Consider the following 23,655-nt stretch of genomic DNA (forward strand, 5'->3'; position numbering starts at 1 on the left):
TGCCGGTCACGTCGTCAGTCCCGGGTGAAGCGACGGACCTCGTCGGCGAACGGGGTCAGGCCGGTCGTCATCAGGCCGGTCATCTGGGCCGCGAGGTCCTCGGCGGCGGCGTTCGCGGCGGCCAGGACGGCCTCGGCCAGGGCGTCCGCGCCCAGTCGCATGGCCCGCGGATCGATGCGCAGGCCGCCGAGCGCGCCGGTCGGCAGCACCTCGGCCGTCACCTGGCCGTCGGCGGCCTCGCCACGGCCGCGGACGGCGTCCAGGCTCTCCTGCAACTCCTCCAGCGGGCCGATGTCGGCCTGGAACTGGCCGAGGAGCCGGCGCATCTCGTCGTCGAGGTAGGGGGTGGGGTTGTCGGGGGTGGTCATCGGGGGCTCCAGGGGTGTCAGGCGAACTGTCCGTCGGGGGCGAGCTTGGGCGGGTCGGACACTTCGGGCAGGGATGCGATGGTGGCCCAGTTGGCGACGTCGAAGCTGGTCCGCATGTCGGCCAGGCGGTCGGCCACCGCCGGATAGACGTCGCGCAGGGCGTCGACGTAGGTCTCGGCCTTCGTCAGGGCCGTCGAATAGTTCTTCTTGAAGGTGTTCGCGGTCTCGTCCGTGCCGGCGAAGTCGCCCAGCGCGTCGAGGGCGTCGAGGATGCGGCGGGTGTCGGTCGCGAACTCGGTGCGCTCGGCGAGGAAGGCGCCGGCGGCCTTGGTGAAGGCGGTGCCGTACACCTCGGTGGTCGGCATTCCGGAGCCCTGGGGGGCGGCCGCGGCGGGGCCCGAGGGGGTGGCGTTCGGGGTCGCGTGGGGCGACGGGGTGGCCGTGGAGGTCGGGGTGGGGGTGGGGTACGGGGTCGTGGGGCTGGGGGTCGGGGGCTCGCTGGGGGTCGGGGACGTGGGGCTCGGGGCGGGGGTACCGGTCGGGGTGGGGGTGGGCGGCTCGTAGGTGGGCATGGCGGTTCTCCTGTCGGTACGTGGCCGCCGGCGGGCGCACGAGAGTTCTCCACAATACCGACAGGAATACAGGGCAAGGGCTACGGCTCGTATACGGGGGCTAGATCGGCGAAGATGCGGTAGTCCGAGATCAGGCCGTCGTCCCGGGTGCGCCAGATCGACACGGCCACCACCGCGGCGTCCTTGCCGTCGAGCCGCCGGTACGTCACCTGGGTCTCGGCGATCGTGTCGGCCCCCACCTGCCAGTCCCGGACGATCCGGTGCCGCAGGCCGCCGATGGTCGAGTAGAACGTCCGCAGGCCGGCGGCGACGGCGTCGCGTCCCACCATGGGCTCGGCGTTGCCGAACACCAGGGTGGCGTCCTCGGCCAGCAGCTCGGCGAACTTGTCGGGGTCGAACGAGTCGACCACCTGGAAAACGCGTCGTACCACATCGTGGGACATGTTGATCATTCCTCACGTGGACGGGGTCGCTGCTGCGGACGATACGGGACGACGCGTTCCCGTGCGACAGGCCGGCGCGTCCGGCGCTTCCGGCACACAGCCGGGCGTTCCGGCGGGTGCTCAGACGGGTGCTCAGACGGGCGAGGCCCCGCCGGGACCGGCCGGCGACTCGAAGGTGATCGACACGATGGCGCTGATGGCGAGGTTGTGCTCCCGGACGCCGGCGGTCCGCTCCGAGGACTCGACGGTGACGACGGAGTCGCCCCGGCGGGTGACGTGGCCGGTGAAGCAGTCGCCGCTCAGCAGGCGTACCGAGATGACCCGGTTCTCGTGGCGGGCGTTGTCGAGGAGCGCGATCCAGGAGGTGATGAGCCCGGTTCCGGGGGGTTCGAAGGGGTCTTGGGTCATAAGCTCCCTCCTGCCCTGAACGAAGGGAAGGGAACGGCCGGACCGGGGACCTCACCGGCAGGCAAGGAATCCCCCCGAGTACGACGTGTCACCCACCGTCGTGAAATTTCGTGGGATGTCGTAGGACGAATTCACGCACCCTTCAGCGGCAGGACATCCAGCGTGGATACCTTTCGACCCCTATCTGTAGGTTTGCTGCCAAGGGAAGCGTCATGTCTCGTTCGTTCATCGCCATGCTGGCCGTCGGCGCGGCCCTCGCCACCACCGTCGCCGCGCCCGCCGACGCCGCCTCGGGACGGCAGCCGCGCGTCCTGTCCGACGTGACGCTGCCCGCCCCCGACCTGGCCGCCTTCGAGCCGGACATCGTCAAGGACTCCCGCGGCGTCAAGCTGGGCGGCCTCGGCAGCGGCCTGTTCCCGGCCAGGCGCGCGGGCGAGTACTGGATGGTCACCGACCGCGGCCCGAACGGCGAGCCCAAGGTGAACGGCGAGAAGCGGCGCACGTTCCCGGTGCCGGAGTTCGCGCCGGCGATCGTCCGCGTGGCCGTGCGGCACGACACGGCGCGCATCGTGGAGAGCATCCCGCTGAAGACCTCCGACGGCACCCCGATCACCGGCCTGCCCAACCAGTCCGGCCACGACGAGATCCCCTACACCTGGGACGGCCTGACGCAGCTTCCCTACGACCCGAACGGCCTGGACACCGAGGACATCGTCACCGACGGCCGCGGCGGCTTCTGGCTGGTGGACGAGTACTCCCCGTCGCTGCTGCACGTGGCGGGCGACGGCCGCGTCCTGGCCAGGTACGTCCCCAAGGGCCTGAAGCTCACCGGCGCCGGCTACCCGGTCCACGAGACGCTGCCGGCGATCCTGGCGACCCGGCAGCAGAACCGCGGCATCGAGGCGCTCGGCGTCTCGCCGGCCGAGCGCGCCCTGTACCTGGCCGTGCAGAGCCCGCTCGCCAACCCCGACAAGAAGACCGGCAAGGCGTCGAGCACGGCCCGCATCCTGCGGGTGGACCTGCGCACCGGCCGCCCGACCGGCGAGTGGGCCTACACGATGGAGAACGCGGCCGGCTTCGACCCGGCGGCCGAGCAGGGCGACATGAAGATCTCCGCCCTGAACGTGCTGAGCCCCGGCCGTCTGCTGCTCCAGGAGCGCACCGACGCCGTGGCCCGCCTCTACACCGTCGACCTGCGCCGGGCGACGAACCTGCTCGGCGGCCCGCACGACGACCCGGCCACCACGCCCTCGCTGGAGGCGTCGCTGCCGTCGGACGTCACCGTCGCCGCCAAGGCCCTGGCCGTGGACCTGGCGGCGATCCCCGGCCTGCCCGGCAAGATCGAGGGCGTCGCGCTGCTCGACCCGGTGACGCTCGCCGTGGCCAACGACAACGACTTCGGCCTCGGCACCTTCGACGCCGACGGCCGCCTGGTGGACTCGGGCGTGACCAGCCGGATCCTGACGATCCGGCTGGCCAAGCCGCTCTTCTGAGCCGTCCGGTCAGGACAGCGTGCCGGCGTACGGGTCCCAGCCGGCGGGCAGGGGCTCGGGGGCCGTCACGGCCGAGGTGATCGGGCGGAACTCGGCGCGTTCGCCCGACTCGGTGATGGCCGTCATGAGCTCCAGCACGTGCAGCGTCAGCTCGCCCGAGGCCCGGTGCGGCGTGCCCGCGCGCAGCGACCGGGCCAGGTCGAGCACGCCGATGCCGCGCCCGGCCCGGTCGGCGCCGACGGGCAGCTCCCGCCAGTCGGCGTCGTGCGGGCCGCGGGCCAGCAGCGGGCCGCCGAAGGTGTTGGGGTCGGGCAGCAGCAGGGCTCCTTCCGTGCCGATCACCTCGATCAACTTGCGGCTGACGGGCGAGTCGAAGCTGAAGGTCGCGGTGGCGGTGGCCGTGCCGGGAAAGTCCAGCAGGGCGTTGACGTGGGTGGGCACGTCCACGGGGAACAGGGTGCCGGCTTTGGGGCCCGAGCCGACGACCCGCTCGGCGCGGGCCCTGCGCGTGCCGCCCGCGACGCGGGCGACCGGGCCGAGCAGGGAGACCAGCGCGGTCAGGTAGTAGGGGCCCATGTCGAACAGGGGGCCGCCGCCGGGCCGGTAGTAGAACTCGGGATCGGGGTGCCAGGACTCGGGGCCCAGGTTCTGGAAGGCGACGGTGATCCCGACCGGCTCGCCGATCAGGCCGGAGCGCAGGGCGTGCGCCGCGGCCTGGAGCCCGGGGCCGAGGAAGGTGTCGGGGGCGCCGCCGACGCGCAGGCCCAGGTTGGCGGCCTCGGCCATGACCTTGGCCGCCTCGTCCATGTCCAGGGCGAGCGGCTTCTCGCCGTACACGTGTTTGCCGGCGCGCAGGGACTCCAGCGCGACGGCCGCGTGCGCGGCCGGGACCGTCAGGTTGACCACGATCTCGACCTCGGGCAGGGCGAGGATCTCGGCCAGGCTGCCCGAGGCGGGCACGCCGTGCTCGCGGGCCGCCGCGGCGGCCCGGCCGGTGTCGAGGTCGGCCACGCCGAGCACCCGCACGTCGGGGAAGGCGGTGAGGTTGCGCAGGTACTGGGCGCTGATCACCCCGGCGCCGACGACCGCGACGCCGACGGGCCCGCCGCTCATGAGCCCTCCAGGCCGGTGAGGTGGGCGTTGCTGTCGGCCAGGGCGGTGAACAGGTCGGTCGCGCACGTGTCGAGCTCGACGATCCGCCAGGCGTCCGGCGCGGCGGCCAGGATCTCGGGCACCGGCATCGCGCCCGCCCCCACCGCCGTGTGCGGCTCGCCCTTCACCACCGGCCCGTCCTTGACGTGCAGCGCGAGGGTGCGCCCGGCCAGGCGGCCGAGCAGGGCGGGCACGTCGGCGCCGCCCACGGCCGCCCAGTACGTGTCGATCTCCAGGAACACCTCGGGGGCGAGGAGGTCGGCCAGCGCCTCGATGGCGTGCCGGCCGTCGATCCTGGGCTCGATCTCCCACCAGTGGTTGTGGTAGCCGATGCGCATGCCGTGCCCGGCCGCCTGCTCGGCCAGGCCGTTCAGCAGGTCGGCGGTGCGCGAGAGGCCGTCGCGGGTGGTGAACTCGGCCTCGGGGACGCCGCCGGGGATGATCACCAGGTCGGCGCCGACCGTGGCGACGGCGTCGAAGACCTCGGCGGGCTCCTGGCTGAGCAGCGCGTACGCGTGCGTGCTGCTCACCGCGAGCCCCAGGTCGTCGATCACCTGGCGGAAGCCCTTGGGGTCGGCGGTCGGGTCGAAGGGCTCGACGGCGCCGTAACCGATGCCGGCGATGCGCTCAAGGGTGCCGTCGCGGTCGGCGGCGAGCTGTTCCCTGACGGTGTAGAGCTGGACGCTGAGCGGCCTGGTCATCCACGGACCCCCATGAGGTGCTCAAGGGCGAGCTGGTTGAGCCGGGTGAAGTGGAAGCCGCGCCGGGCCGCCGCCTCGGGGTCGAAGTCGTCGGCGGCCAGGTCCTGCCAGGTCTCGCCCGCGGCGAGGGTGGGCCGGGCCAGCTCGTCCACGCGGGAGGCGCGCAGGGCCTCCTGGACCTCGGGGTCGGCGCGGAAGGCGCGCGACTTCTCCTTCAGGATCAGGTACGTGCGCATGTTCGCGGCGGCCGAGTCCCACACGTCGTCGGGGTCCTCGGTGCGCAGCGGCTTGTAGTCGAAGTGGCGGGGGCCGTCGTAGCCGCCGTTCTCCAGCAGGTCGACCAGGAAGAAGGCGCTCTTGAGGTCGCCGTGGCCGAAGATCAGGTCCTGGTCGTACTTGGGGCCGTGCTGGCCGTTGAGGTCGATGTGGAACAGCTTGCCGTGCCACAGCGCCTGGGCGATGCCGTGGACGAAGTTGAGCCCCGCCATCTGCTCGTGGCCGACCTCGGGGTTGAGACCCACCATCTCCGGGTGCTCCAGGTCGTTGATGAGCGCCAGGGCGTGGCCGATGGTCGGCAGCAGGATGTCGCCGCGCGGCTCGTTGGGCTTGGGCTCCAGGGCGAAGCGCAGGTCGTAGCCGCGGTCGAGGACGTACTGGCAGAGCAGGTCCAGGCCCTCCTTGTAGCGGTCGAGGGCCGCCTTGACGTCCTTGGCCGCGTCGGACTCGGCGCCCTCGCGTCCGCCCCAGCACACGTACGTGGTGGCGCCGAGCGAGGCGGCCAGGTCGATGTTGCGCATGACCTTGCGCAGGGCGTACCGGCGCACGTCGCGGTCGTTGCTGGTGAACGCGCCGTCCTTGAACACCGGGTGGGTGAACAGGTTCGTGGTGGCCATCGGGACCTTCATCCCGGTCTCGTCCAGGGCCTTGCGGAAGGCGGCGATCGCCTTGTCCCGGTCGGGCTCGACGGCCAGCAGGTCGTCGTCGTGGAAGGTGACGCCGTACGCGCCGAGCTCGGCCAGCCGGTGCACGCTCTCGACGGGGTCGAGCGCGGGACGGCTCGCGTCGCCGAACGGGTCACGGGCCTGCCAGCCCACGGTCCAGAGTCCGAAGGTGAAGCGATCGGCGGGTGTCGGAGTGAAGGATGACATTTGCTGACGTCCCCTACCTTTAGTCCATAATCTGTACATAATCCTGAGGAGGCATGCATGGTGGCGTCAAGGGGGGTCCGGCATGATTCCATGCGTGCCCGTAATCTGGCCGTAGTACTCCAGGCCGTCCACGCGCACGGCCCGCTCACCAGGGCGGCGCTGGCCGAGCTCACCGGGCTGACCAAGACCACCGTGTCCAGCCTGGTCGCGGCCCTGCTGGAGGCCGGCGCGGTGAGCGAGTCGGGCGCGGTGCGCGACGGCGAGCGCGGGCGGCCCGGCGTGGCCGTGGGGCTGAGCGGGCACCGGGTGGCCGCGCTCGGGCTGGAGGTCAACATCGACTATCTGGCCGCCTGCGTGGTCGACCTGACCCGGTCCGTACGCCTGCGCCGCGTCCGCCCGGCCGACAACCGCGGCTCCGACCCGGCCGACGTGCTGCAACTGCTGCGCGACCTGGTGAAGGAGGTCACCGTGGAGGCGGAGGCGGCCGGGCTGCGGATCATCGGCGCCGCCCTGGCCGTGCCCGGCACGGTCGAGGACGGCCTGCTGCGCAACGCCCCCCACCTGGGCTGGCGCGACGTACGGGTGGCCGACCTGCTCGACCTGCCGTGCGCGGTCGACAACGAGGCGAACCTGGCGGCGCTGGGCGAGTTGTGGTTCGGCTCGCGGGCGACGGACTTCCTCTACGTCTCCGGCGAGATCGGCGTCGGCGCCGGGCTGGTCGTGGACGGGACCGTGTTCCGGGGGACGTACGGGCTGGCCGGCGAGCTGGGCCATGTCGTCGTGACCCCCGACGGCCCCGCCTGCCGCTGCGGCGGCCGCGGCTGCCTGGAGGTGTACGCGGGCCAGGACGCCCTGCTCGGCGACCTGGACTCGGTCGCCGCCCTGGCCGACGCGCTGGCCGCAGGCGACCGGCGCGCGCTGGCCGCCTGCGCGCGGGCCGGGGAGGCGCTCGGGGTGGCGCTCACGTCGGCCGTGCACCTGCTGGACCCCGGCCGGATCGTGCTCGGCGGCATCTTCGCCCCGCTGTTCCCGTGGCTGGAGACCCCGGCCCGCGACGTGCTGGCGGCCCGGCTCGGCCAGATGCGCGGCACGCCGCCCGCCCTGGTCGTCTCGGCCAACGGCGCCGACGCGGCGGTGCTGGGGGCGGCCGGGCTGATCATCCAGCGGATCGTCGCCGACCCGGCGGACGTGCTGGGCGTGTGACGGGTCAGTAGTAGCCCTTGTTCCCGTCGACCAGCTCTCTGACGATGTCGAGGTGGCCGGCGTGCCGGGCGGTCTCCTCGACCATGTGGATCAGCACCCAGCGCAGCGAGGACGCCGCCGACCGGAAGTCGGGGTGCTTGCCGACGTCGTCGAGCGAGTGGGCGGCGACGATCTCGTTGGAGCGCTCGCACTGCTTGGCGTAGTCGTCGAGGAGCTGGGCCAGCGTGACGCCCTCGACCAGCATGTCGGCGTCCTCGGGCTCCTCCAGGAACTGCGGGTTGCCCTCGGCGCTGCCGCCCAGGAAGAGCACCTCGAACCAGCAGTGCTCGGTCCAGCGCATGTGGGCGACCAGGCCGGCCATCGTCATCAGGGGCGAGGTCGGCAGGACCGGCCGGTGGGCGTCGGCGTCCGACAGCCCCTCGCACTTCCAGTGGACGATCGCGCGCTGCATGTCGAGCCAGCCGACGAGCTGGGTACGTTCGTCGGCCACGAAGGGCGGACGTACACGGGGTGGCGTCATGCGCCGGAGGCTACTGCAGGGCTCACCGGCAACGCACCGGATTATCGGCTGGTTCGCGTATGACCCGGGCGAGCCGCGACAATGGCTCGATGGCGGAAAGTGCAGAGGCCGACTGGGTCTCCAGGTTCGCGGACGAGGTGATCTCCGAGGCGGAGCGTCGCGCCCCGGGCAAACCGATCGTCTGCGCCTCCGGGCTCAGCCCCTCGGGCCCCATCCACCTGGGCAACCTGCGCGAGGTCATGACCCCCCACCTCGTGGCCGACGAGATCAGGCGGCGCGGCCTCGACTGCGTGCACCTGTTGTCCTGGGACGACTACGACCGGTTCCGCAGGGTGCCCGCGGGCGTCGACCCGTCCTGGGCCGAGCACATCGGCAAACCGCTGACCTCGGTGCCCGCCCCGCCGGGCAGCCCGCACGCCAACTGGGCCGAGCACTTCAAGGCGCCGATGACCGCCGCGCTGGCCGAGCTGGGCGTCGACTACCGGGGCATCAGCCAGACCGAGCAGTACACCTCGGGCGCCTACCGGGAGCAGATCCTGCTGGCCGTGCGCGAGCGGTCGCGGATCGACGCGATCCTGGCGGCGTACCGGACCAAGGACGGCGGCCGGGAGGTGGCCGGCTACTTCCCGTACAAGCCGTACTGCGAGCTGTGCGAGCGCGACCTCACGAAGGTCACCGCGTACGACGACGAGACGACCGAGCTGGCCTACACCTGCGAGTGCGGGTTCGGCGAGACCGTGCGCCTGGCCGAGCACGACCGCGGCAAGCTGGTGTGGAAGGTCGACTGGCCGATGCGGTGGGCGTACGAGGGCGTGGTCTTCGAGCCGTCGGGCGTCGACCACCACTCCCCCGGCTCGGCCTGGATCGTCGGCGGCCAGATCGTCGGCGAGGTGTTCGGCGGCGAGCAGCCGATCGGCCCGATGTACGCCTTCGTCGGCATCACCGGCATGGCCAAGATGAGCAGCTCCAAGGGCGACGTGCCGACCCCGGCCGACGCGCTGGAGATCATGGAGGCGCCCGTGCTGCGCTGGCTGTACGCCCGCCGCAAGCCCGCCCAGTCCTTCAAGATCGCCTTCGACCAGGAGATCCAGCGCCTCTACGACGAGTGGGACGCCCTGGCCCGCAAGGTCGCCTCCGGCCAGGCCCAGCCCGCCGAGCTGGCCGCCCACGCCCGCGCCGTGGGCACCGCCGCCGGGCCGCTGCCGGCCACGCCGGTTCCGGTGCCCTACCGCACGCTGGCCTCGATCCTCGACATCACCACCGGCCACGACGAGCAGGCGCTGCGCATCCTGCGCGACCTCGACGCCGTCGACCGGCTCGACCAGGCCCGCCCCCGGCTCGACCGGGCGCAGCGCTGGGTGACCAACCACCTGCCCGCCGACCAGCGCACCCACGTGCGCGAGACGCCCGACCAGGACCTGCTCGACTCCCTCGGCCAGACCGAGCGCGAGTCGTTGCGGCTGCTGGCCGACGGCCTCGACGACTGGACGCTCGACGGCCTCACCAGCCTGGTCTACGGCGTGCCGAAGCTCCAGGCCGGGCTCGACGCCGACGCCAAGCCCACGCCGGAGCTGAAGGCGGCCCAGCGCGCGTTCTTCGTCCTGCTCTACCGGCTGCTGGTGGGCCGCGACACCGGGCCGCGGCTGCCCACGCTGCTCATGGCGGTGGGCGCCGACCGGGTGCGCAAGCTGGTCGGCGGATGAGGGGCGGCCGCGGGTGAAGGGCGTCGTCCTGGTCACCGGGATCTCGGCCGCCGGCAAGTCCACGGTCGCCCAGGCGCTGGCCGAGCGCCTGCCGCGGTCGGCGCACGTCCGGGGCGACGCCTACCGCCGCATGGTCGTGGGCGGCCGGGCCGAGATGGCGCCCGGGTCGGAGGAGGAGGCGGTGCGCCAGTTGCACCTGCGCTACCGGCTCGCGGCCCAAACGGCGGACTTGTATTTCGACGCCGGATTCACAGCAATTGTGCAAGATGTGGTGCTCGGAGAGGACTTGGAGCGGTTCACCGGGTGGATCCGCAGCCGTCCGCTCCGGGTGGTCGTGCTCGCCCCCGACGCCGCCGCCGTCGAGCGCCGCGAGCGCGAACGCGCCAAGACCGGCTACGGCGCCTGGACGATCGCCCAGCTCGACGCCGCCCTGCGGGCCGAAACGCCGCGCATCGGCCTGTGGCTGGACACCTCCGCCCAGTCCCCCGCCGAGACCGTCGAGGAGATCCTCGCGCGGGCGGACGAGGCATTGGTCGGTGGAGATCGCATATAAGTAGGATCACTGCAAGGCAGTGTCAAGTGGGCTGCATGTGTGCAGGTGCACCTTGTACCCATGAACAAGCAGCCCTTCGCCGCCAGTGTCAGTGTCATCGTCCCCGCGATGAACGAAGCCGAGAACCTTCCCCACGTCTTCGCCACGCTGCCCGACTGGATCGACGAGGTGATCCTGGTCGACGGCAACTCGACCGACGACACCGTCGCCGTCGCGCGCAGGCTGCGCCCCGACCTCCGGGTCGTCGTGCAGAGCCGGCGGGGCAAGGGCAACGCCCTCATCGAGGGCTTCCAGGCCGCCCGGGGCGACATCATCGTCATGATCGACGCCGACGGTTCCACCGACGGCAAGGAGATCCGCTCGTTCGTCGAGACCCTCATCGACGGCGCCGACTTCGCCAAGGGCTCCCGGTACGCCCCCGGCGGCGGCTCCGACGACCTCAGCCCCATCCGGTCGCTGGGCAACAAGTTCCTCACCGGCCTGACCAACATGCTGTACGGCACCCGCTTCACCGACCTGTGCTACGGCTACAACGCCTTCTGGCGCGACCACCTGGACGTCATGGAGCTCGACTGCGACGGCTTCGAGATCGAGACCCTCATGAACGTCCGGGCCGCCCAGGCCGGCCTGGTCATCCACGAGGTGCCCAGCCACGAGCGCTCCCGGATCCACGGCGCGAGCAACCTGCACGCGGTGCGCGACGGCTGGCGCGTGCTGAAGACGATCATGCGCGAGCGTACGCGCGGGACCGCCCTGATGCCGCAGACCGAGGTGGCGCTCGCGAAGTAAGAAGTGACATTCTCGGACAATGCGCTACATAGTGATCGGAGCAGGAGCAGTCGGCGGCACCATCGGCGCCCGCCTCCACCAGGGCGGGCACGAGGTCGTGCTCGTCGCGAGAGGCGCGCACCACGAGGCGCTCAAGCGTGACGGACTCCGCCTGATCACCCCCGATTCCGACGAGACCCTGCGCATCCCCGCGGCCTCCGGCCCGATCCCCACCCGCGACGACGACGTGCTGATCCTGGCCACCAAGTCCCAGGACACTTTGGCCGCCCTCGATCCCTGGCCGACGGACCTGCCGGTCGTGTGCGCGCAGAACGGCGTGGCCAACGAGCGCACCGTCCTGCGCAGGTCCGAGCAGGTCTACGGCATGTGCGTGTGGCTGCCGTCCCAGCACCTCGAACCCGGCGTCGTGGCCGCCCACGGCCACCCGTACTCGGGCCTGCTGCACGTCGGGCGCTATCCCCCGGGTGTGGACGACCTCGCCGGGCGAATCGCCGACGACCTCGGCAAACACGGCCTCCTCGCCCGCGCCACCCCCGACGTCATGCGCTGGAAGCACGGCAAGCTGCTCAACAACCTCGGCAACGCCGTCGAAGCCCTCGTCGGGCACGCCGACGGCATGGCCGAACTGGCCGACCGGGCCCGCGCCGAGGCCATGAGCGTGTTCGAGCACGCGGGCATCCCCTACTCCACCGCCGAGGACGAGCGCCGGGTCCGCGGCCACCAGGTGGACGTCGTGCCGATCGAAGGCGTCCGGCGGGGCGGCGGATCGTCCTGGCAGAGCCTGGCCAGGGGCAGCGGCTCGATCGAGGCCGACTACCTCAACGGCGAGATCGTCCTGCTCGGCCGCGAGCACGGCGTGCCCACGCCGGTCAACGAAGTGCTGCGCCGCGAGGCCAACCGGGTCGCCCGCGAGAAGCTGCCGCCCGCCTCGATGCCGGTGGCCGAGCTGACCGCGCTCATCGACGCGCGTTCCGCAGCCTGATCCCGCTGAACTCCATGCTGCTGCCGGTCACCTCGTGCCAGAACGGCCACAGGTTGTCCAGCACGCGCAGCTGGATCCCGGCCTGCTCGTGCAGCTCGAACAGGTCGCCCACCGGCTCGGGCGGCCCGATCGGGACGACCGGCTCCCTCGACACCACGGCGTGCGGCGGGTCGCCGATCGGCGCGAACCCGGCCGCGGGCAGGCGGTAGGCGTACAGGCGGACGTCCATGATGGCCTTGAGCCAGGCGTACTCGACGGCGTGCACGCGGTCGCCGCAGCCCGCGCCGGCGATCCTGGCCACGTCCTCGTCGGTGGTGTCCGGCCCGCGCCAGGCCATCGCCCGCGGGCAGGCGCGCGGGAACCAGTGGTCGGGGCAGCGGTCGTGGCCGACCGCCCACACGTACGGCTCGCCGAGCGAGGACGTCACCGCGGCATGGGGCACGAACCGCTCGATGGTCGGGTCCTCGGAGAAGTGCAGCACCTGGCCGGGCTCGGGTCTCATACCCGCCATCATGCGCATACCCCGTCTCCGTCAGGGCAGAAGAAACGCGCTCTGACGACAAGGGGTGAGTTCGGATGGTCTTATTGGGTCTGATCCTGGTCCTGCTCGCCGGCGGCGCCGTCGCCTTGGTGGCGACGGAGGAGAGTTCCAGGTACATCCTGTTCGGCAACACCTACCAGCTCGACCACGTCCAGATGTTCCTCGCCGGAGCGGTCGTCGCGGCCGCCCTGCTGGCGGGGATCTGGCTGATCGGCGCCGGGTCGCGCAGGACCGCCAGGAAGCGCCGCAGGCTGCGGGCCGCCCGCGCGGAGGAGTCCGACCGGGTCTCCCGCCTGGAGGACGAGAAGCGCGACCTCGAACGGCGGCTCGAACGCGACCGCAACCGCGCCGCGCACGACGGCGTGACGGACGGCGGAACGGACGGCCGCGTCGCGCACGAACGGGTCGCGAGCGAGCGAGCCGCGCACGAACCGGTGGACGGCGACCGGCTGGTGGCCGGCGGCGGCCGCCCCGACGACACCAGGCCGTGAGCTCATGGGCGCGAGGGCAGCAGCTTGCCCTCGCGCCAGAGCGCGAACCCCGTGACCAGCGCTCCCACGCCTTCCCAGAGCCCCACGCCGAAGAACTCGCCCGGCGCCGCCCCCGTCAGCACCAGCGTCGTGAACACCGCGAACGTCACCAGCCGGAACGGAACGGTCCACCGGAAGAACGGCGTGTAGTCGGCGGATGCCGCGAAAACGTAATAGACCCCCATGTTCACCGCCGCCATCGACGAAGCCGCCATGTAGACCAGCGTGTAGTCGCCGGACGGGCGTACGTCGAGCACCTCGAAACCCAGCAGGACCAGCAGGGAGTCCGGCGACAGCAGCCCGACGAGCCCGAGCGCGAAGGCGAGCACGCCGAAGACGCCGATGGTCCAACCGGCGGCGGAACGCGGAAGACGCACAGAAATCCTTCCAAAGGGGGGTGTAATCTGCGAGGCGATCTCATCATGCACCCGGAGGTCGCATGCCCCCCACGCGTGGCCGTCCCATTGCTCTGAAGCTCCTGATCCTCCTGCTCGTGCCCTTGCTGTCCCTGGTCGGGCTGTGGGCGTTCGCGGCGGCCCTGACCGGCGGCGACGGCCTGCGCCTGCTGGAGATCAACAAGCTGGCCTCCAACCTGGCCACGCCGTCGGAGCGGATCAACGCCGAGCTCCAGGACGAGCGGCTGGCCTCGGTCGAGTTCCTGGCCACCCACCGCGGCGCGGACAAGCTGGCCAGGCAGCGCGGGCAGACCGACCGGGCCGTGGCGGCCTTCCGCAAGCTGGCCAAGGACGAGCGCGGGATGTCGCCCGAGATGCGCACGCAGCTCGACGCCCTCAACGCCAAGCTCGACCTGCTGTCCGGCATCCGCGCCGAGGTGGACGGCAACACGGTCGCGCCGCTGGCCGTGATCGACGGCTACAGCCAGATCGTGGACGCCTCCTTCCGCATGTACGACGCGATGGTGCTGGTGCCCGACATGTCGCTGTACCGGCAGGCGCGGGCCGTCACCATGCTCGGCGAGGCCAAGGACCTGGTCTCGCGCGAGCGCGCGATGATCGTCGTGGTGCTGGCCAGAGGGCGGGTCGAGGCCGTCGAGCGGGAGGCGTTCACCGGGATGGTGGCGACCCGGCGGCTGCTGTACTCGCAGGCGCTCTCGCACCTGGACGGCGGCCTGCGCGGCCCGTACGCGCAGCTGGCCACCTCGCCCGTCTACAAGGAGTTCCTCGACGCCGAGGACGCCATCCGGGGCCAGGCCGCGATGAACGGACTGCCCGCCACCGCCGCCACCTGGGAGATCGACGGCCAGAACCTGTGGGCCGTGCTCGAACGCGACCAGGGCCAGGCCGTGGAGGGCATCGTGGCCCGGGTGACGCCGGCCGCCGGCAGCATCCTGATCAAGATCGGCGTGGCCGGCGGCGTGGGCCTGCTGGCCGTGCTCGCCTCGATCCTGCTGTCGCTGCGCTTCCGCAGGCGGCTGGTCCGCGAGCTGGCCGGGCTGCGCGACGCGGCCACCGAACTGGCCGAGGTGCGGCTGACCGGGCTGATCGAGCGGCTGCGCACGAACACCCGCCCGCCCACGGCCGCCGAGGTCGCGCCGCTGGAGGTCAGGACGGAGACCTCCGAGGTCGCCGACATCGTGCGGGCCTTCAACCACGTGCAGTCCACGGCCGTGGAGGCCGCCGTCGACCAGGCCAGGCTGCGGCACGGCGTCAGCCAGGTCTTCGTGAACCTGGCCCGGCGCAACCAGTCGCTGCTGCACCGCCAGCTGCTCCAGCTCGACAGCATGGAGCGGGCCACCGAGGAGCCCGACCTGCTGGCCGACCTGTTCAAGCTGGACCACCTCACCACCCGCATGCGCAGGCACGCCGAGAGCCTGATCATCCTGTCCGACCAGGCCCCCGGGCGCGGCTGGCGCAACCCGGTGGCCGTCCTCGACGTGCTGCGCGCGGCCGTCGCGGAGGTCGAGGAGTACGAGCGCGTCGAGATCCTGCCGCCGCCGCAGACCGCGCTGCTCGGCGCGACCGTCACGGACGTGGCCCACCTGCTGGCCGAGCTGGTCGAGAACGCCACCCTCTTCTCACCCCCGCAGACCAGGGTGGACGTGCGCAGTTCGAGCACCCCGAACGGCCTGATGGTCGAGATCGAGGACCGCGGCCTCGGCCTGCCCCGCGTCGAGCTGGACGAGCTCAACGAGCGGCTGGCCAAGATGCCGGAGTTCGACCTGGCGCAGAGCGACCGGCTGGGCCTGTTCGTGGTCGGCCGGCTGGCCGCCCGGCACGACATCAAGGTCACCCTCGCGCCCTCGCCCTACGGCGGCCTGACCGCGATGGTCTTCCTGCCCTCAGCCCTCCTGGCCGACCAGCCGGTCCTCGCCGGGAGCTAGGTAGGCCGTCCCGCCCGAGGCCCGCGCCCGCGCGGCCGCCAGCAGCCGCCGGTGGCCGTGGGCGGGCAGCAGGCGGGCGGCCTCCTCGTGGGTGTAGAAGCCGTGGTCGTCCAGCTCCTCGGCCTGCAGGGTGATCACCGCGTCCGGCGGCAGCTCGCCGCAGTCGAACATGAAGTTGACCATCGCGTACGGCACGTAGGACAGGCCGTCGACCCAGCTCACGGCGAGCAGCCGGCCGACCTCCAGCACCAGGCCGAGCTCCTCGGCGACCTCCCTGGCGCACGCCTGCGCCGGGTGCTCCCCGGCGTCGATGATGCCGCCGGGGAAGGACCAGTGGTCGCGGTAGTTGGGCTTGACGAGCAGGGCCCGGCCCCGCTCGTCGGTGATGTAGGCCGCGGCCCCGGTGACGACCCGGTTGACGGTGGACCAGAAATCGTTCACCGGGCCAACGTTACGGCAGCACCTGCAGCAGCGCCTGGGTCCTGGCCCTGGCCGGCTCCTCGATCCGCTGGCTCTCCTTGCCCGCCGCGTCCAGCACCACCAGGGTGTTGTGCGCGCCGCCCGCCACGCGGACCACCAGCCGCCCGTCGGCCAGGTAGAACGCGCCGATCAGCCGGCCCTTGACGGCCGGGGTGAGCTGCCGGCCGGTCACCAGGTCGACCACGGCCGGCTTGAAGGCCGCCGGCCAGCTCCCGTCGCCGAGCGCGGCGGGATCGGCGGGGACCGCGACGACCGCGTTGCGGCCGTTCGGCGACAGGCTCTGCACGTGGGTGACGAGCTTGACGCCCTTGCCCCTGGCGGCCTTCCCGGTCTTGACGTCGAGCCGGTAGACGGCGTCGGCCTCGCCGGTGTAGCCCGCGAGGTAACGGCCGCCCGCCGCCCACGCCAGATGGCACACGCCCTTGGACGTGCCGAGCCTGCGCCTGCCGGTGCCGTCGGCCTTGACCGCCATGACGGTCTCGCCCTTGCCGACGTAGGCGACCTGCGTCGAGTCGGGCGACCAGACGGGGGTCAGGCACGGCGTGCCGCCCTGGAGCTTGGTGGCCGCGGTGACGGTCTTGGCGCCGTCCTTGACCTGGAGGTCGCCGCCGTCGGTCACCCAGGCGGCCTTCCTGCCGTCCGGCGAGACGGCGAACTGCGGCAGCGCGCCGATCTTGGCGATGGTGCTCCACTCCCCGCCTTCGTAGCGGGCGAGCCGGTGGCCGTCGTCGGCGTAGACGGCGGCGCCCGAGAGCTCGGGCGCGGTGGCCGCCGACGCCGGGGCGGGGGCCAGCAGCGCGGCGCCGAGGGCGACCCCGGCCACAACACGAATCTTCATGACAGCCAATGGTGCCGTAACGGATCAAAGACGCATGAAAGGCTCGCTGAAGTGCGCGGTGGCGATCGTCGCCCGCTCGGCCCGCAGCGCCGCCAGGACGTCGATGCGCGTGCGCGCGGCCGTCTCCTGGTCGTCGTCGTAGGCGTAGTGGATGCCCGGGTCGGCCAGTTGCACCGGGTGGAGCACGAGGTCGCCGGTGATGGCCAAGTCGCCGACCCTGGCGATCTGGTGGCCGGGGGTGTGGCCGGGCGTGTGCTGGACGTGGATGCCCGGCGCGATCTCGGCCTGCCCCTCGACGACGTGGAGCTGGTCCTTGAGCGGGGTCAGCAGGTCGGACATGGCTCCGGAGGCCGCGTCGACCTCGGCCCGCTGGAGCACGTGGCGGGCGTTCTCGAACACCGGCCGGCCGCCTGCGACCGCGCCGCTCGCGTGGTCGCTGTGCAGGTGAGTGAGGACGACGGTGCCGATGTCGGCGGGCGCGACGCCCACCGCCGCCAGCTCGTCCGTCAGGACGCCGGGCACGGGCGCCCAGCCGGCCGCCGGGGAGTCCTCCCCGCCGATGCCGGTGTCGACGAGGGTGAGGCGGCCTGCGCCGTCACGCAGCAGGTAGCAGTGGAAGTGCAGGACCCACGGATCGTCCGCCGGGCCGGATCCGGGGAACATCTCGGCGAGCGGGAGGCGGATCGCGGGGCCCATCGGGCCCACCGCGTCGCAGAGCGGCGTCACCTCGACGCCGGAGACGGTGATGGGGCTGTGCTTCATCCCGCCTAGGTTAGGCGGCGACGGGCTGCCGCGGAACGTACTCGTTCTCCAGGTCGGCGGCGTAGACGGCGCGGCAGCAGTGGGCGCACCGGTACATGATCGGGCCCTCGTCGAGCGTGTGCTGGCACTGAGGGCAGTGGACGGTGTTCATGGCGTTCCCCCAAGGAGCTCGGATGTGTCCATGGAACCCCCGCCGAGTTGCAGGGGTCCTGCATGTCACTTGACACGGTGCCGCTGCGCTGATGGGGGTTGTGCGTCTTCGCCGCACCGCCGGCCGGGGGTCTTCCGCACGGCCGGGTGCGATGAAGAACATTGTCACGCGTACGGGCCGGGACACGCGGCAGAACACACCAGAACCGTCCGGGAATAGTCCAAGAGGGCTAGGCGTTTGATGGGGCGGAACGTGTGGTATCTTCCCCACAAGCGTTGAGCTTCCGCTCCGCTGGTTCTGCTCCAGCCCCGCCCAGGTTTTCTCCGGGCCCGGCTTCTTCATCGAACTCGCCGATCTCTGGTCGGCGCATCTCCCCCAAAGGGGCTCATCATGTCTGTTCACACCATTCCGCAACAGCGCGCGGAAACGCCCGCAGGGCAGGTGAGCGGCCTCCTCGACGTGCAGGAGAAGTCCGCCTTCATCCGCGCGGAACACCTTCCCGGGCCGGGCGACGTCCGCGTGCCCGCCGACCGGGTCAGGCAGCTCGGGCTGCGGCGCGGCGACCGCGTCGTGGCCACCGTGGCCGGGAACAAGCTGGCCGGCGTCCAGTCCGTCAACGGCCTGACCGAGTGGCGGGACCGGCCGCGGTTCGAGGAGCTGACGCCCGTCCACCCGGACGAGCGGCTGGTCATCGAGACCGGGTCGCTCAGCACCCGGGTCATCGACCTGGTCGCGCCCATCGGCAAGGGACAGCGCGGTCTCATCGTGGCGCCGCCCAAGGCCGGCAAGACGATGGTGCTGCAGGCGCTGGCCGCCGCGGTCACCCGCAACCATCCCGAGGTGCACCTCATGGTCGTGCTCGTGGGCGAGCGGCCCGAGGAGGTGACCGAGATGCGGGCCTCCGTCCAGGGGGAGATCTTCGCCTCCACCTTCGACCACCCCGACCGCGACCACGCCGCCGTCGCCGAGCTGGCACTCGAACGCGCCAAGCGTCTGGTGGAGGGCGGCCGCGACGTCGTGCTGCTGCTCGACTCGCTGACCCGGCTCGGCCGGGCCTACAACAACCTCGCGCCCGGCGGCGGCCGGGTGCTCACCGGCGGCATCGACGCCCGCGCCCTCTACCCGCCCAAGCGCTTCTTCGGCGCGGCGCGCAACGTCGAGGGCGGCGGCTCGCTGACCATCCTCGCCAGCGCCCTCGTGGACACCGGCTCCCGCATGGACAACAGCCTGTACGAGGAGTTCAAGGGCACCGGCAACATGGAGCTTCACCTCGCCCGCGACCTGGCCGAGCGACGTCTGTTCCCGGCGGTCGACCTGGAGGCCTCCGGCACCAGGCGCGAGGAGATGCTGCTGCACCCGCAGGAGCGGCAGGTGATCTGGCGGCTGCGCCGCACGCTGGCCGGGCTGGACCGGCAGCAGGCCCTGGAGACGCTCGTCGGCAAGCTGCGCGCGACGCCGTCCAACGCCGCGTTCCTGCTGGAGGCGCTGCGCGCGGCGGCGTGAGGCCGCTGGAGAATGGGCGCATGCTGGCCGACATCGTCGAACACCTGATCTGCCCCGTCTGCCACGCGGACGTGGAGCTCGCCGAGGGCGCACTGCGGTGCGCGCGTGGGCACTCCTTCGACGTGGCCAAGCAGGGGTACGTCAGCCTGCTCACCGGGTCACGCCCGCCCGGCACCGCCGACAGCCCCGCGATGGTGGCCGCGCGGGCCGAGTTCCTGGCGGCCGGTCACTACGCCCCGCTGGCGCAGGCGCTTGCGGAAACCGTACGCGTACGGGTGGCGGCCGGAGAAAAACGTGAATCTTCTACTGAATCGAATGACGAAACCGGGCCGGAAGCGTACGGTGGGGCGGGAGTGGAGGCCGGTCCGCAGGGTGGGCCGGTGACCGTCGAAGGTCTCGGCGCGGCGGGCAGGGTCGCACCGCTGATCGTCGACGCCGGCACGGGCACCGGGCACTATCTGGCGGCCGTGCTCAATGCGGTGGACGATGGCATCGGGATGGCGTTCGACGTCTCCAAGCACGCCGTACGGCGGGCGGCGCGGGCGCATCCGAGGCTGGGGGCGTTCGTGGCGGACGTGTGGCGGCCGCTCCCGATCCGGCATGGGGTGGCCGATGTGGTGATCGATGTGTTCGCGCCCAGGAACGGGCCCGAGTTCCGGCGGATCCTGCGCCCTGGAGGGGCGGCCATTGTCGCGACCCCCGCGGCGGCGCACCTGAGCCCGCTGGTCGAGGAGCTGGGGCTGCTCTCGGTGGACGAGGAGAAGGATCGCCGGGTCGCCCGCAGCATGCAGGGGTTCGCCCGGGCCGGGCGGCGCACGATCGAGTTCGACATGGAGCTCGGACCGGACGAGCTGGTGCAGGTCGTGGGAATGGGCCCGAGCGCGTGGCACACTGATTCCGCCGAGCTGGCCGCCCGCATATCCGGTTATTTCAGCCGGCATGCCAAGAATGGCCAGAATAAAGTTACGGTCAGAGCCGCGTTTCATCTGTCTATCTTCGAGCCTGAGCCCCGTTCAAGACCTGTTCCTTGACGGGCATCTGCGACTGGTGTTACTGATGGGGCATTTAGTCCGAAATTCCCCCACATTCCCCGAGTATTTCCCCGACTCAGGCGCAATACTGGACGGCATCCCGCACCCAGAGGGCGTGGGCCATCGATGGGAGGGGGCGCGCCGGATGAAGGCGGAGGAACGCTGGCAGGCCAGGTTCCGCGCGTCGCGCATGACGTTGCCGGCCTGGGCCCGCCAGGCCCCGAACCGCTCCATCTACCGCTCCAACGCCACCGGGACGTGGGAGGTCTACGCCTGGGACCGGGCGACGGGCGCCGTGCGCCAGGTCACCGACCGGCCCAAGGGCACCGCGCACGCGGCGATCGACCCGGCGGGACAGTGGATCTACTGGTTCGCCGACACCGACGGCGACGAGTTCGGCACCTGGTGGCGCCAGCCGTTCACCGGCGGTCCGAGCGAGCCGGCCGCGCCCGGCCTGCCGCCGGGCCAGCCGGGCGGCATCGCGTTGTCGGCCACCGGCCTGGCCGCCATCAGCCTGGCCAGCGAGGGCACGTTCCGGATCCACCTGGTACGCCCCGGCGCGCCGGCCGAGCTGCTGTACGAGCACGCCGAGGCCGCCTGGGTGACCGACATGTCCCTCGACGGCTCCCTCATCGCCATCAACCACGGCGAGTACGGCGACTTCCGGCGTCCGGCGCTGCGCGTCGTCGACCAGCACGGCGAGACCGTCGGCGAGCTCTACGACGGCCCCGACAAGGGCGTGCACGGCCTCCGCTTCGCCCCGGTGCTCGGCGACCGCCGCCTGCTGACCCTGCACGAGCGCCGCCAGCGCCACGAGCCCCTGGTCTGGGACCCGGTCACCGACGAGCAGCGCGAGATCTGGCTGAAGGACCCCGGCGACCTGGCCGCCGAATGGTTCGACGACGGCCGCGGCCTGCTGATCGTGCGCGACCACCGCGCCCGCAGCTATTTGCACCGCTACGACCTGGCGGGCGGCGTCCTGACGCTCATCGACACCCCGCACGGCGTGATCGACGAGGCCGCGCCGCGGCCCGGCGGCCACATCGAGTACTCCTGGTCCAGCGGCTCGCGCCCGCCGGTCATCCGGTCGAGCAACGGCCAGGTCGTGCTGCACGCGGCCGGCCCGTCGGCGCCGCCGAGCGTCCCCGTCGAGGACCTCGACGTCGAAGGGCCCGGCGGGCGCATCCACGCCCTGGTGTCCAAGCCCGAGACCGGCGCGGCGCCCTACCCTGCGGTCTTCCTCATGCACGGCGGCCCGACCGACCACGACCGCGACGCCTTCTCCCCCGAGGTCGCGGCCTGGGTCGACGCGGGCTTCGCCGTCGTCCGCGTCAACTACCGCGGCTCGACCGGCTACGGCTCGGCCTGGCGGGACGCGCTGCACGGCGACGTCGGGCACATCGAGCTGGCCGACATCGCCGCCGTCCGCCAGGCGCTGGTGGACCGGGGCACGATCGACCCCGCCCGGCTGATCCTGGCCGGCACCGCCTGGGGCGGTTACCTCTCGCTGCTCGGCCTCGGCGTCCAGCCGGGCCTGTGGGCCGCGGGCATCGCCGCGGTGCCCATCGCCTGCCACCAGACCTGCTACGAGGACGAGGCAGAGAGCCTGCGCGCCTACCAGCGCGCCCTGCTCGGCGGCTCGCCCGACGAGCAGCCCGAGCGGTACGCGTTCTGCTCGCCGATCACGTACGTGGACCAGATCAAGAGCCCGCTGCTGATCCTCGCCGGCGAGAACGACACCCGCTGCCCGCTGCGCCAGATCGAGAAGTACGTGGCCAAGCTCGCCGAGCACGGCCGCGAGCACGAGCTGTACACCTACGGCGCCATCCGCGGCTCGCTCGTGGTCGCCGAACGCATCGCGCAGACGGCCCTGCAACTGGAGTTCGCCCGCAAGCACGTGCACGCCGGCTGACCTCTCGCGCACGTCGTGGGAGCGCTCCTGCGGGGGCGCTCCCGCGCGGGTCAGCGCGCGCGCAGGACCACGATGGCGAGGTCGTCGGCGCTCGGCTCGGCGGCGAACTCCGCCGCGCCCCTGCGGATGCGCTCGGCCACCGCCCTGGCCGACAGGCCGGCGCACTCGGCCAGCAGCTTGGCCAGACCGCCGTCGTCGTCGAGCAGCCGGCCGCCCGAGCGCCGCTCGGTCACGCCGTCGGTCACCGCCAGCAGCACGTCGCCGTGGTCGAGATGGATGGTGTCGGCCTCGAACACGACCTCGTGGAAGACGCCGAGCAGCGACTGCGGCGTGGTCACCGCCTCCACCTTGCCGCTCGGCCTGAGCCGCAGCGCCTCGGGATGGCCGGCGGACACCAGCCGCACCTCCAGGCCGGACTCCACGGGCGTGATGTCGCCGTGGAGCAGCGTGAGGAACCTGGCGCGCTCGCCCTCCTCCAGGATCGCCTGGTTGAGCCGGCCGAGCACCGCGGCGACGCCGTAGCCCTCGCGGGCCAGCAGGCGCAGCGTGTGACGGGCCAGGCCGGTCACCGCGGCGGCCTCGGGGCCGGTGCCGCAGACGTCGCCGATGGCGAAGCGCCAGGAGTCGTCGCCCGCCTTGAACAGGTCGTAGAAGTCGCCGCCGACCTCGTTGGCCTCGCCGGCGGGCTCGTAGATGACGCCGTAGTCGAGGCCGGGCACCTCCGGCTCGTTGGGCGGCAGGAGGCTGCGCTGCAGCGCCCGGTTGGCCGCGGCCTGCTGGGCGTAGAGCCGGGCGTTGTCCATGGCCAGCGCGGCGCGCCTGCCGATGTCGTCGGCGAACTGGATGACCTCGTCGGGGAAGCGGTCGGACCGGCCCAGGCACATCATGCCGAGCCCGCGGCCGCGCGCGGTGAGCGGCACGGCCAGCACCTGGGAGTCGTTCAGGTGGATGACGGACGTGGCCCTGGTGTCGGCCGCGCCGACGTCCATGTCCGTGAGCTGCTCGCGCAGGCCGTCGATGCGGGCCTCGTCGGCGTGCCAGAGGTAGACCAGCCGCAGCGGGCCGCCCGAGTTGCCGGCGGTGTAGACCGCGCACCAGCTCGCCAGGCGCGGCACGACGATCTGGGCGATGATCGCCGGGACCATGTCGGGGTCGAGGGTGCCGGCCAGCAGGTCGCTGGCGTCGGCCAGGAAGCCGAGCCAGTGGGGGCCCCGAGCGCTCTCCTCCGCCCATTCGGCGGCCACCTGGTCCACGGAGCCGGGTAGCGTGAGCCTTGCCCAATGGACACGGGAATCGCCCGCGAAGGTGACTCCCCACTCCTCCACGTTCACGGAAGGAGCTTTCGGGTCACCGTGCGCGGTGATCCGCTGCCGCAGTTCGACCTGGACTGCGTCCCCGTAATGCTTCCAAATCACCTCAAACGGCTCGTCAGAGACCTGCTCCGCCAGATCACCGGCCACCTGCTCGGCGGTATGGAGCACGCTGACGGTGGCCCACGCGGTCATCACCTCGCGCGTGAACCTCATCGCAG

26 protein-coding genes are annotated in these 23,655 nt (G+C 72.2%); 11 read left to right on the forward strand and 15 right to left on the reverse strand.

The features are described 5' to 3' along the window. Positions 1–14: 14 nt before the first annotated feature. From ABT158_RS25785 to ABT158_RS25800, 4 genes are all read right to left on the reverse strand, one after another. The gene (locus ABT158_RS25785; protein ID WP_352357476.1) at positions 15–368 is read right to left on the reverse strand and encodes a YbaB/EbfC family nucleoid-associated protein; all 354 of its coding nucleotides are present in this window, start codon (positions 366–368) and stop codon (positions 15–17) included. A gap of 17 nt (positions 369–385) precedes the next feature. Continuing rightward, positions 386–940, reverse strand: coding sequence for a hypothetical protein (locus ABT158_RS25790; protein ID WP_352357478.1), 555 nt, complete (start codon positions 938–940; stop codon positions 386–388). Between the two features lie 80 nt (positions 941–1,020). Beyond that, positions 1,021–1,383: a nuclear transport factor 2 family protein gene (locus ABT158_RS25795; RefSeq protein WP_352357480.1), complete on the reverse strand. Its 363-nt coding sequence runs from the start codon at positions 1,381–1,383 to the stop codon at positions 1,021–1,023. Between the two features lie 132 nt (positions 1,384–1,515). Continuing rightward, the gene (locus ABT158_RS25800) at positions 1,516–1,791 is read right to left on the reverse strand and encodes a hypothetical protein (RefSeq protein WP_352357482.1); all 276 of its coding nucleotides are present in this window, start codon (positions 1,789–1,791) and stop codon (positions 1,516–1,518) included. A gap of 212 nt (positions 1,792–2,003) precedes the next feature. Here ABT158_RS25800 and ABT158_RS25805 point away from each other — a divergent pair, with 212 nt between their 5' ends. Beyond that, positions 2,004–3,284 carry an esterase-like activity of phytase family protein gene (locus tag ABT158_RS25805; protein ID WP_352357484.1) on the forward strand — a complete coding sequence of 427 codons (1,281 nt, stop codon included), beginning with the start codon at positions 2,004–2,006 and terminating at the stop codon, positions 3,282–3,284. 9 nt (positions 3,285–3,293) lie between these two features. Here the strand turns inward: ABT158_RS25805 and ABT158_RS25810 are convergent, their stop codons facing one another. From ABT158_RS25810 to xylA, 3 genes are read right to left on the reverse strand one after another with little or no spacing between them, the layout of a single operon-like run. Next, positions 3,294–4,397, reverse strand: a complete 1,104-nt coding sequence (locus tag ABT158_RS25810; protein WP_352357486.1) for a Gfo/Idh/MocA family protein — start codon at positions 4,395–4,397, stop codon at positions 3,294–3,296. Beyond that, a complete protein-coding gene (locus tag ABT158_RS25815; protein ID WP_352357488.1) occupies positions 4,394–5,137 on the reverse strand; it encodes a sugar phosphate isomerase/epimerase family protein in 744 nt (247 codons plus the stop codon). Before ABT158_RS25815 ends, ABT158_RS25810 begins: the two co-directional genes overlap by 4 nt. Next, a complete protein-coding gene (gene xylA, locus ABT158_RS25820) occupies positions 5,134–6,285 on the reverse strand; it encodes a xylose isomerase (RefSeq protein WP_352357490.1) in 1,152 nt (383 codons plus the stop codon). Before xylA ends, ABT158_RS25815 begins: the two co-directional genes overlap by 4 nt. Before the next feature lie 90 nt (positions 6,286–6,375). Between xylA and ABT158_RS25825 the strand changes: the two genes are divergently transcribed. Then, on the forward strand, positions 6,376–7,488 hold the full coding sequence (locus ABT158_RS25825) for an ROK family protein (RefSeq protein ID WP_352357492.1): 1,113 nt from the start codon (positions 6,376–6,378) through the stop codon (positions 7,486–7,488). A gap of 4 nt (positions 7,489–7,492) precedes the next feature. Here ABT158_RS25825 and ABT158_RS25830 read toward each other — a convergent pair whose 3' ends face one another. Beyond that, entirely contained in the window at positions 7,493–8,008 is a 516-nt protein-coding gene (locus ABT158_RS25830) for a DinB family protein (RefSeq protein ID WP_352357494.1), read from the reverse strand. An 89-nt stretch (positions 8,009–8,097) separates the two neighbouring features. Between ABT158_RS25830 and lysS the strand changes: the two genes are divergently transcribed. Genes lysS through ABT158_RS25850 form a run of 4 tightly spaced genes read left to right on the forward strand, consistent with a single transcriptional unit; the run spans position 8,098 to position 12,035 of the window. Next, a complete protein-coding gene (gene lysS, locus ABT158_RS25835) occupies positions 8,098–9,711 on the forward strand; it encodes a lysine--tRNA ligase (RefSeq protein ID WP_352357496.1) in 1,614 nt (537 codons plus the stop codon). Positions 9,712–9,724: 13 nt separating this feature from the next. Next, positions 9,725–10,264, forward strand: a complete 540-nt coding sequence (locus ABT158_RS25840) for an AAA family ATPase (protein ID WP_352357498.1) — start codon at positions 9,725–9,727, stop codon at positions 10,262–10,264. A gap of 60 nt (positions 10,265–10,324) precedes the next feature. Further along, the gene (locus tag ABT158_RS25845) at positions 10,325–11,053 is read left to right on the forward strand and encodes a glycosyltransferase family 2 protein (RefSeq protein WP_352321313.1); all 729 of its coding nucleotides are present in this window, start codon (positions 10,325–10,327) and stop codon (positions 11,051–11,053) included. Between the two features lie 19 nt (positions 11,054–11,072). Continuing rightward, the gene (locus ABT158_RS25850; RefSeq protein WP_352357500.1) at positions 11,073–12,035 is read left to right on the forward strand and encodes a ketopantoate reductase family protein; all 963 of its coding nucleotides are present in this window, start codon (positions 11,073–11,075) and stop codon (positions 12,033–12,035) included. Here ABT158_RS25850 and ABT158_RS25855 read toward each other — a convergent pair. After that, positions 12,010–12,537 carry a DUF6886 family protein gene (locus ABT158_RS25855; protein ID WP_352357502.1) on the reverse strand — a complete coding sequence of 176 codons (528 nt, stop codon included), beginning with the start codon at positions 12,535–12,537 and terminating at the stop codon, positions 12,010–12,012. The genes ABT158_RS25850 and ABT158_RS25855 overlap by 26 nt on opposite strands. 74 nt (positions 12,538–12,611) lie before the next feature. Between ABT158_RS25855 and ABT158_RS25860 the strand changes: the two genes are divergently transcribed. After that, positions 12,612–13,067, forward strand: a complete 456-nt coding sequence (locus tag ABT158_RS25860; RefSeq protein ID WP_352357504.1) for a hypothetical protein — start codon at positions 12,612–12,614, stop codon at positions 13,065–13,067. 2 nt (positions 13,068–13,069) lie between these two features. On the opposite strand, the gene ABT158_RS25865 is transcribed toward ABT158_RS25860, so the two are convergent. Further along, the gene (locus ABT158_RS25865; RefSeq protein ID WP_352357506.1) at positions 13,070–13,483 is read right to left on the reverse strand and encodes a hypothetical protein; all 414 of its coding nucleotides are present in this window, start codon (positions 13,481–13,483) and stop codon (positions 13,070–13,072) included. Positions 13,484–13,599: 116 nt separating this feature from the next. Here ABT158_RS25865 and ABT158_RS25870 point away from each other — a divergent pair, with 116 nt between their 5' ends. Next, positions 13,600–15,447 carry a sensor histidine kinase gene (locus tag ABT158_RS25870; RefSeq protein WP_352357508.1) on the forward strand — a complete coding sequence of 616 codons (1,848 nt, stop codon included), beginning with the start codon at positions 13,600–13,602 and terminating at the stop codon, positions 15,445–15,447. Here ABT158_RS25870 and ABT158_RS25875 read toward each other — a convergent pair. Genes ABT158_RS25875 through ABT158_RS25890 form a run of 4 tightly spaced genes read right to left on the reverse strand, consistent with a single transcriptional unit; the run spans position 15,406 to position 17,678 of the window. Then, positions 15,406–15,888 carry an NUDIX domain-containing protein gene (locus tag ABT158_RS25875; RefSeq protein WP_352357510.1) on the reverse strand — a complete coding sequence of 161 codons (483 nt, stop codon included), beginning with the start codon at positions 15,886–15,888 and terminating at the stop codon, positions 15,406–15,408. The genes ABT158_RS25870 and ABT158_RS25875 overlap by 42 nt on opposite strands. 10 nt (positions 15,889–15,898) lie before the next feature. Then, positions 15,899–16,765 carry a TolB family protein gene (locus ABT158_RS25880; RefSeq protein ID WP_352357512.1) on the reverse strand — a complete coding sequence of 289 codons (867 nt, stop codon included), beginning with the start codon at positions 16,763–16,765 and terminating at the stop codon, positions 15,899–15,901. A 24-nt stretch (positions 16,766–16,789) separates the two neighbouring features. After that, on the reverse strand, positions 16,790–17,527 hold the full coding sequence (locus ABT158_RS25885; protein ID WP_352357514.1) for an MBL fold metallo-hydrolase: 738 nt from the start codon (positions 17,525–17,527) through the stop codon (positions 16,790–16,792). 10 nt (positions 17,528–17,537) lie between these two features. Beyond that, the gene (locus tag ABT158_RS25890; RefSeq protein WP_352321299.1) at positions 17,538–17,678 is read right to left on the reverse strand and encodes a hypothetical protein; all 141 of its coding nucleotides are present in this window, start codon (positions 17,676–17,678) and stop codon (positions 17,538–17,540) included. Positions 17,679–18,068: 390 nt separating this feature from the next. Between ABT158_RS25890 and rho the strand changes: the two genes are divergently transcribed. The 3 genes from rho to ABT158_RS25905 all read left to right on the forward strand — a co-directional run bounded on the left by rho (position 18,069) and on the right by ABT158_RS25905 (position 22,124). Further along, on the forward strand, positions 18,069–19,181 hold the full coding sequence (gene rho, locus ABT158_RS25895; RefSeq protein WP_352357517.1) for a transcription termination factor Rho: 1,113 nt from the start codon (positions 18,069–18,071) through the stop codon (positions 19,179–19,181). 20 nt (positions 19,182–19,201) lie between these two features. Further along, on the forward strand, positions 19,202–20,212 hold the full coding sequence (locus tag ABT158_RS25900) for a putative RNA methyltransferase (protein ID WP_352357519.1): 1,011 nt from the start codon (positions 19,202–19,204) through the stop codon (positions 20,210–20,212). Positions 20,213–20,357: 145 nt separating this feature from the next. Next, on the forward strand, positions 20,358–22,124 hold the full coding sequence (locus tag ABT158_RS25905) for a S9 family peptidase (protein ID WP_352357521.1): 1,767 nt from the start codon (positions 20,358–20,360) through the stop codon (positions 22,122–22,124). 50 nt (positions 22,125–22,174) lie between these two features. Here ABT158_RS25905 and ABT158_RS25910 read toward each other — a convergent pair whose 3' ends face one another. Beyond that, a complete protein-coding gene (locus ABT158_RS25910; protein ID WP_352357523.1) occupies positions 22,175–23,377 on the reverse strand; it encodes a PP2C family protein-serine/threonine phosphatase in 1,203 nt (400 codons plus the stop codon). Between the last annotated feature and the right edge of the window lie 278 nt (positions 23,378–23,655).

The organism is Nonomuraea sp. NPDC001636, assembly GCF_040298265.1.
Taxonomy (GTDB): Bacteria; Actinomycetota; Actinomycetes; order Streptosporangiales; family Streptosporangiaceae; genus Nonomuraea.

What these genes read in the sequence shown, in the direction of transcription:
- ABT158_RS25785 (WP_352357476.1), bottom strand. Translation starts at nt 368, where the DNA reads ATGACCACCCCCGACAACCCCACCCCCTACCTCGACGACGAGATGCGC.
- ABT158_RS25790 (WP_352357478.1), bottom strand. Translation starts at nt 940, where the DNA reads ATGCCCACCTACGAGCCGCCCACCCCCACCCCGACCGGTACCCCCGCC.
- ABT158_RS25795 (WP_352357480.1), bottom strand. Translation starts at nt 1,383, where the DNA reads ATGTCCCACGATGTGGTACGACGCGTTTTCCAGGTGGTCGACTCGTTC.
- ABT158_RS25800 (WP_352357482.1), bottom strand. Translation starts at nt 1,791, where the DNA reads ATGACCCAAGACCCCTTCGAACCCCCCGGAACCGGGCTCATCACCTCC.
- ABT158_RS25805 (WP_352357484.1), top strand. Translation starts at nt 2,004, where the DNA reads ATGTCTCGTTCGTTCATCGCCATGCTGGCCGTCGGCGCGGCCCTCGCC.
- ABT158_RS25810 (WP_352357486.1), bottom strand. Translation starts at nt 4,397, where the DNA reads ATGAGCGGCGGGCCCGTCGGCGTCGCGGTCGTCGGCGCCGGGGTGATC.
- ABT158_RS25815 (WP_352357488.1), bottom strand. Translation starts at nt 5,137, where the DNA reads ATGACCAGGCCGCTCAGCGTCCAGCTCTACACCGTCAGGGAACAGCTC.
- xylA (WP_352357490.1), bottom strand. Translation starts at nt 6,285, where the DNA reads ATGTCATCCTTCACTCCGACACCCGCCGATCGCTTCACCTTCGGACTC.
- ABT158_RS25825 (WP_352357492.1), top strand. Translation starts at nt 6,376, where the DNA reads ATGCGTGCCCGTAATCTGGCCGTAGTACTCCAGGCCGTCCACGCGCAC.
- ABT158_RS25830 (WP_352357494.1), bottom strand. Translation starts at nt 8,008, where the DNA reads ATGACGCCACCCCGTGTACGTCCGCCCTTCGTGGCCGACGAACGTACC.
- lysS (WP_352357496.1), top strand. Translation starts at nt 8,098, where the DNA reads ATGGCGGAAAGTGCAGAGGCCGACTGGGTCTCCAGGTTCGCGGACGAG.
- ABT158_RS25845 (WP_352321313.1), top strand. Translation starts at nt 10,325, where the DNA reads ATGAACAAGCAGCCCTTCGCCGCCAGTGTCAGTGTCATCGTCCCCGCG.
- ABT158_RS25850 (WP_352357500.1), top strand. Translation starts at nt 11,073, where the DNA reads ATGCGCTACATAGTGATCGGAGCAGGAGCAGTCGGCGGCACCATCGGC.
- ABT158_RS25855 (WP_352357502.1), bottom strand. Translation starts at nt 12,537, where the DNA reads ATGAGACCCGAGCCCGGCCAGGTGCTGCACTTCTCCGAGGACCCGACC.
- ABT158_RS25860 (WP_352357504.1), top strand. Translation starts at nt 12,612, where the DNA reads ATGGTCTTATTGGGTCTGATCCTGGTCCTGCTCGCCGGCGGCGCCGTC.
- ABT158_RS25880 (WP_352357512.1), bottom strand. Translation starts at nt 16,765, where the DNA reads ATGAAGATTCGTGTTGTGGCCGGGGTCGCCCTCGGCGCCGCGCTGCTG.
- ABT158_RS25885 (WP_352357514.1), bottom strand. Translation starts at nt 17,527, where the DNA reads ATGAAGCACAGCCCCATCACCGTCTCCGGCGTCGAGGTGACGCCGCTC.
- ABT158_RS25890 (WP_352321299.1), bottom strand. Translation starts at nt 17,678, where the DNA reads ATGAACACCGTCCACTGCCCTCAGTGCCAGCACACGCTCGACGAGGGC.
- rho (WP_352357517.1), top strand. Translation starts at nt 18,069, where the DNA reads ATGTCTGTTCACACCATTCCGCAACAGCGCGCGGAAACGCCCGCAGGG.
- ABT158_RS25900 (WP_352357519.1), top strand. Translation starts at nt 19,202, where the DNA reads ATGCTGGCCGACATCGTCGAACACCTGATCTGCCCCGTCTGCCACGCG.
- ABT158_RS25905 (WP_352357521.1), top strand. Translation starts at nt 20,358, where the DNA reads ATGAAGGCGGAGGAACGCTGGCAGGCCAGGTTCCGCGCGTCGCGCATG.